Source organism: Bergeyella anatis (assembly GCF_036016955.1).
Lineage (GTDB): Bacteria > Bacteroidota > Bacteroidia > Flavobacteriales > Weeksellaceae > JAYWXI01.
This window is the reverse complement of sequence record NZ_JAYWXI010000010.1, coordinates 108,597-114,806: the sequence shown is the minus strand read 5'-3', so window position 1 is coordinate 114,806 and position 6,210 is coordinate 108,597. Positions and strand designations below refer to the sequence as shown.

Here is a 6,210-nt window from a genome sequence, read left to right as displayed (position 1 = left end):
GTCCATTGGTTTTCTTCCATCAGGATCAATAAATCTTATCGGATTATTATTAACATAAGTATAAGGCGAAGTAAACGGATATTTCTCTGCTAAAGGGTCTACATTCAACCACAACTACTCAACTTTTTCCTTGCGCGAGTTTGGACTATTTCAAAAAACTTCTGCTTTTCAGCCTCGCATCGGAACTTTTCCGAACTTGATTATCAAGGCTTTGTCAAAGATATTTTTTTTCTTTCAATTGAAAAAAATAAACTTCCGATTCCAAAAATCTGTTTTTAAAAACTGTCGTTGTCACTGTTGTTGTAAATGTTAAAATGTGGGTAAAATAGCGGTGGCAAAAGCTTCGGCTTTATCCACATTTTAATATTTTCGTGTTTCGATAACTAAATTTTCTACCGAAGAACGTTCAGAGCGATGGCGCATTTTTTCCTTTGAACGGGCGGGAAGCGTTGGCAAAAAAGTCTTTTTCTGTGGCTGGAAGATTCGGGGAAGCGATGGCTAAAAGCGGTGGATTGTGCGGGCTTTGCCCAAACAAAAGGAAAGCATTTTACATAATCCCAAATTATAGGCGAAGATGGTGCTGGTTTGTGCGGAACGGAACGAAGTGGAGCGGAGAACAACGGTTTGCGTGGGCAGTTTGCGTATAATTTTGATTATGTAACTTGCTGTGGCATTTAAAACTCGGCAAAGTTTCGGGAGAGCGTCGGGGAAAATGTCTTTTTTATTCGGAGGGCGGGACATTTAACCAAAATGCAGGCGTTGGAGTTTTTAGGTTTTTATCCTATATTTGCTTTATGGATTTTTGGGCAACCGTCGGTATCGTTTCTTCTGTTTTAGGCATTCTTTCTTTCCTAAAAATTGATGCGTTGTCTATAGTTGATTTTTTAAAAAATAAAATATCAGCCCTTATGTTTAAATATAAAAAAAATCTTTTTTTAAACATCCAAAACGTTTAAACGGTTTTTAAAGGGGTTTTAAACGCCATTTAAAAACCGTCTCTTAAATTTCTCGTCATTTTCTCGGGTGGAACTGGTTTACGGCGTTCTGCAAAATCTCTAAATCGGTTTGTTTGTATTCTTCTGTGCTGGAACTTCTTCGGTGTCCGATAAATATCTGAACCACCCTTAAATCGTTTCCGGATTTCAATAAATTTAAGGTTACGGATTGACGGATTTTTAATGGCTGGATTCTTTCTTCTTTTGGTTTGCCCTCGTTGATTAGTCGGCTTATTCCGTGGGGATTTAAAGGAGTTCCAAACTTGGACAACACAAAGTGTTCACTTTCTTTTTTCGTGTGATTTAAAAGGATTTTTCTTTCTTCTGAATAGTTTTGAAAAAGTAAAATCTGATTGGCTTTTAACGGCAATTTTCTTGCGTTGGTTTTTCCGCCTTTTGCAATGTAGATTTCTGCGGTTTCCAGATTGATGTCTTTCAATTTCAGCTCTGTAATTTCCTTCACTAAAAGTGCTTGATTTATCAGTAAACTAATGATAACTTGATTTCTTGTCTTTACTTTCTTGTCCTTCGGATTGTGGTTTTCCAAAAGGTCCTCCAGTTCCTGTTTGCTATAGAGTTTTTCCGTTGCGATACTTCTGTTTACCTTGTCCTTCAGATTTAATCTTAAACAGGGGTGGTCTTTTCTCTGGTCGGTTTCCTGTAAATATCTGTAGTAGATTTTGATTGCAAAAAGATTGTTTCGGAGTGTTTTCGGATTGAGATTTTGTTTCCGTAGATATTCAATATACTGCAAAATTTCCTTTGGCGTGGCGGTTTTCTCTTTTCCGTTCTGATAGTCTGTAAATCTTTTGATAAGTGTCTTTAATCCCTTGGTTTTATAGTTTTCTTGTAGATATTGTTCCAGTTTCATTGTCCATATTCCTTTAAATTTTTGAGTTGATTTTTATTGATGTGTGTATATATTTCTGTGGTTTCCAATTGGCTGTGTCCTAAAAAGTCTCTGACCTTTTCCAGTTCCATTCCGTTTTCTAAAAGGTGTGTTGCGATGGAGTGTCGTAAACTGTGGATTGATATTTTTTTAATCCGTTCATCAGAGAGTTTTATTTGTTTCAGTAATTTTTTTAATGTGCTGTTATATGTCCATTCCTGCATTCTGTCGCCTTTTGAGTTTGATATTACGTGATTTTCTTTTTTAATTGGATGCCGAACTTCGGCTTCAATTGAAAGAAAAAATTCTATTTCTTTTTTTACTTTTTCGGTAAATGGAATAATTCTTCTTTTGCTGTTTTTGCCTTTCGGGACAATCAATAAATTTTCCTTCAGATATAGATCTTCTTTGTTCACTGCCACCAGTTCCGCAACCCTTAATCCGCAACCATAGGCAAGATTTAATATTACTTTTTCTTTGAGTTCTGCGGTTTCGTAAAGTTGTTTTATCTCCGATTGTGTGAGGATTTCTCTTACAAAATCGTTTTCGTAATTCTTCGGATATGGGATATTGATTTGCAGAAGTTCGGGGAGTTTTCCCAGTTCGAAGAGCATTTCGTAAAAACATTCTATTGCTCTGATAAAATGTAGGATAGAGTTGGGTTTTAAGGTTCTTCCTTTCTTGATTTTGTTGGGTCTCCGCCTTAAAAATTCATAGTATTTTAAAACATCTCTTTCCTTAATCTCTTTATAATTCTTGCCTGCAAATTCTAAAAATTCTCTGACATCGTTATATCTCTTTCTTGCCGTTTCCCCTACATATCCCTTTATCAGCAGGTAATTGTAGTAATCCCTTAAAGTTTCTTCCATCATATTTTTTACTTGTATGATTGATTTGCTTTTGCAATATTTTAAATTTCGGGTCGCTAACTTTTTTATTATTGGCAAACTATTGATGATAAATGATTTAAGTAATCATAAACATATCTTCTAGCGAACCTTTGGCGGTTCAGTGGCGAACCAATGGTGGTTCATACCTTTTCATTTACCAATTCTACCAATGTTTTATTTCTCGGCTTTGACGGTGCGGATTGTGTAATTTTCAGTTCGTTGATTTGGTTCTGCAGAAAGTCCTTTATTTCCGCTCTTAACTTCTGATGATTGTCCCAAAAACCGATCTTATACTTTATTCCCTTGTTCGCGTAACCTCCTATCTGTTTGATGTATTCTAACTCTAAAAGAGAGTTGATGTATCTTTGCAGTTGCGTTTTGCTCAAGTTAAATTCCTGCCTGATTTCTCTCTGCAAAAATTCTTCCCTGTCATTTTTTACAAACTTTTTCAGCCGTTCAAAAAACTGCCTTAAACTTCCGTCTAATTCATCTACTTTCAAAACAATGCTTTCAAATAGGATTTCCGTTGCCTGTTCTATATCCTCAATTTCTGTAATTAACTGGTTGTCTTTTGTAAGTTTTCTTTGGTATTGGTTTAGGAATGTTACCTGCTTTATTACGGCTTGATACATTTCGTTTAACCGCCTTATTTTATGCACCTTTTCGGGAAGGTTTAACTTGGTTGCGTAAGGATTGATGACTTCGTAATATTTTAGGTTTCTGACTAATTTTTGGATAAAGTGGATTGCCTTTTGCTGTTCGTCGGGATTGATTTCTCCTGCATTTCTTTTGTTCTGATATTGGATAATTCTTTGGGTTTGTTCCTTGCTTTCATCTACTGCGATTAAAAAACTACGGCTCATATTGTCCTCGTAGGTTTCGCCCTTGGTGGTTGCCGATAAACTGGAGAACTGTCCTTTCACGATTTTGTGGGAGGATTTGTTGTTTCCCTTTTTGTCCTTGATGGTTACGGAACTCCTCAAAACTTGGTTGCTGATAAATTCACGGAGTGCATACAAAGCATCTTCCTTTAGTCCGTCCAGATCCTCGATGATGATGATCTTTTGGAATAAATCAAATTCTCCCCAATTATAAAGGGAACTCTCCGTTATTCTTGTAAATCTTAACACGTCTTCCTGTGGCATTAAATCCGCAATCCTGTTGATGATATGGGTTTTCCCACTTCCGCTTGAACCCTGTACGAGTGCGTGTAAAGGATTTTTATTGAGGTAACTGATTGTGATTAGAAAAAGCAGAAGCCTCGAGTTTTCCTCGCCGATGATTCCGGATTTCTCAATTAAGTAGTTTAGGGTTTTCAGCAGATTTTTCTGCCCTAAAAATTCTGTAATTCCTTTTGGTTCTGATTTTTCTTCTCTCGCAGGTTGTGCAGATTGTGCAGATTTTTCTTCGGTTACTGTAATTTTTTCTTTTTCATTTGAAAATAAAAAGTTCCGCTTCTCCAAAAGTTCCAAAAATATTTCTTCATCGTGCAATTGCAGCGTTTCATTCACATCATTATTGGGAAGTTCCACACTTGATATTTTGATGTTCGGTAATTCTTCCTGCAGAACTTTTCCGTATTTCAAAACGGCTTCCTTTCCCGCATCGTCATTGTCAAAACAAAATATGATTTCCTCCAGTTTTTCTAAACTTTTGATTGAGTTTAAAATCTCCTCATTCAATCCGTTCGTTCCAAAGCAACTGATTAAACTGTAATTTTCCTTTATTTTTGGTATTTGTAAAAGACTTGCACAATCAATTATCGCCTCCATTAAAATCAGTTTTTTAGTATTCTTATCAGGATAATTTGGGTAAATTCCTTTTCGGTCCTTTAAGTAAAAATGCTTGGCGTTTTCATCGTTGAGAGTGGAACGGAAGTATAGTCCTGCAACTTCATTTTCTCTATTTCTCAATGCAAAACAGATGCTCCATTTTCCAAAAACTCCATACGCTTTCTCTCCAGTTCTTCCGATAATTCCTTTGTCCAATAATAATCCATATTCCAAACATTGGTTGATAAGATTTTCGTCCTTCCTCGTTCCGTGGTGGAACTGTCCAGAGTTGTAGCCGACTTCTAATTTTGTAAAGTCCAAACTTCTTTTTTGCAGGTAATCCTTTGCGGGTTTTGAGTTGTTGATAGCATTTCTAAAATACTGGAACATATTCCCCAAAAACTGCTCCCTGCTTAAATCTTTTTGGTAGCGGTCTTTTTTATTGGGTTCTTGGTTTCCTAAAATCTCTACCGCCTTTTTTATCGCCTCGTGTTTTGTAGAGTTTTCCTTCAGCATTATAAAGTCTATCACGTCCATACTTTTGCCGTAGGTTCTACAGTTGGAACTAAAGCAATACGCCGTCTGTGTTTTGTAATAGATCTGCAAGCTCGGGGTTTTGTCCTCGTGGAACGGGCAGCAGATCCTGTTCGTCTTGTCCGTTTTTAGACCGTAGTAATGTAGAACTGTGGCGATGGTTAGGTTTTGTTTTATCTCCTGGATTTCCATAGACTATAATTTTTGAAAATATTTTATCTGACAAATACCTCACAAATCTAACTCATTTGACTTTTATATACAAGCGTTATTATATTTTTATCTAACCTATAAGTTGTTTATATTTGTCTATCCTTTAGTTTATAACTCATAAAAACGACTTATTTATGGCTTTTGCAGACAGATTGGCTTTTGCCAGAAAACAGAAAAAAATAAAGCAGAGCGACCTAGGCAAGACCATCGGAACCTCCGGCGATATCATCGGGAAGTATGAGAGAGGAGAAAATGTGCCGTCCATAGAGGTGGCCACAAAAATTGCGGATGCTCTTGGTGTTACCTTAGATTATCTCGTAAAAGATGGAGAATATGAACAGATTGACAATGACACATTGAAAAAACTAAAGGCGATACAGGAACTCGACAATGATACCAAAAACCATATCTTCGCCACCATAGACGCCTTTATTAAGGCCGCTAAACTTAAAAATATCGCTGCATTATGAAAAATATTTTAATTATTCTCTCGTTTTTGGCAAGCTCTCTTTCCTTTGCTCAAATTGCTCCGCCACCACCACAAGTCGAAATTTCCACAGATAAGAAAATTTTGGTGGATGAACTAATTAGGGTTACAAACTTTGAAAATTATGTGTATAACTATTGTAAAAGTATAATTATAGAGTATTCGAAGCAAAATAATTGGGACGATAAAAAGACCCAACAGATTTTAGAAAATAGCAATTTTAAATACTTCAACCAAATGCTTTATTATACTTTTAAAGATGATTCTAAAGAAGATATAAAAAGCCTCATTTCAACCTTTAAAAAAGTAAACCAGCGACGAGAGCCTGACCAATATATAATCCCGAACGACTTTCAAATCCAAAAGGATTTGGTTCAGTTTACCATTAGGGTAATGCAGGGACAGTTTCTTTTAGATAAATAACAAAACA

At 36.1% G+C, this 6,210-nt stretch carries 6 protein-coding genes; 3 read left to right on the top strand and 3 right to left on the bottom strand.

Translation table 11 applies throughout. From position 1 onward, the window contains the following. The first annotated feature begins 794 nt into the window (after nt 1-794). Nucleotides 795-956, top strand: a complete 162-nt coding sequence (locus VQ048_RS08735) for a hypothetical protein (RefSeq protein WP_327611306.1) — start codon at nt 795-797, stop codon at nt 954-956. A gap of 55 nt (nt 957-1,011) precedes the next feature. Here the strand turns inward: VQ048_RS08735 and VQ048_RS08730 are convergent, their stop codons facing one another. From VQ048_RS08730 to VQ048_RS08720, 3 genes are all read right to left on the bottom strand, one after another. Continuing rightward, the gene (locus VQ048_RS08730) at nt 1,012-1,866 is read right to left on the bottom strand and encodes a tyrosine-type recombinase/integrase (protein WP_327611305.1); all 855 of its coding nucleotides are present in this window, start codon (nt 1,864-1,866) and stop codon (nt 1,012-1,014) included. Next, complete coding sequence (locus tag VQ048_RS08725; RefSeq protein ID WP_327611304.1) at nt 1,863-2,756, bottom strand: tyrosine-type recombinase/integrase; 894 nt, start codon at nt 2,754-2,756, stop codon at nt 1,863-1,865. Before VQ048_RS08725 ends, VQ048_RS08730 begins: the two co-directional genes overlap by 4 nt. 158 nt (nt 2,757-2,914) lie before the next feature. Further along, nucleotides 2,915-5,272 (bottom strand): MTBMA_p00010-related P-loop-containing protein, encoded by a 2,358-nt coding sequence (locus VQ048_RS08720; RefSeq protein WP_327611303.1) that lies wholly within the window; start codon nt 5,270-5,272, stop codon nt 2,915-2,917. Between the two features lie 155 nt (nt 5,273-5,427). Between VQ048_RS08720 and VQ048_RS08715 the strand changes: the two genes are divergently transcribed. Both VQ048_RS08715 and VQ048_RS08710 read left to right on the top strand, forming a co-directional pair. Next, nucleotides 5,428-5,763, top strand: a complete 336-nt coding sequence (locus tag VQ048_RS08715) for a helix-turn-helix domain-containing protein (RefSeq protein WP_327611302.1) — start codon at nt 5,428-5,430, stop codon at nt 5,761-5,763. Continuing rightward, nucleotides 5,760-6,203 (top strand): hypothetical protein, encoded by a 444-nt coding sequence (locus tag VQ048_RS08710; RefSeq protein ID WP_327611301.1) that lies wholly within the window; start codon nt 5,760-5,762, stop codon nt 6,201-6,203. The genes VQ048_RS08715 and VQ048_RS08710 overlap by 4 nt, the downstream gene beginning before the upstream one ends. Nucleotides 6,204-6,210: the final 7 nt, after the last annotated feature.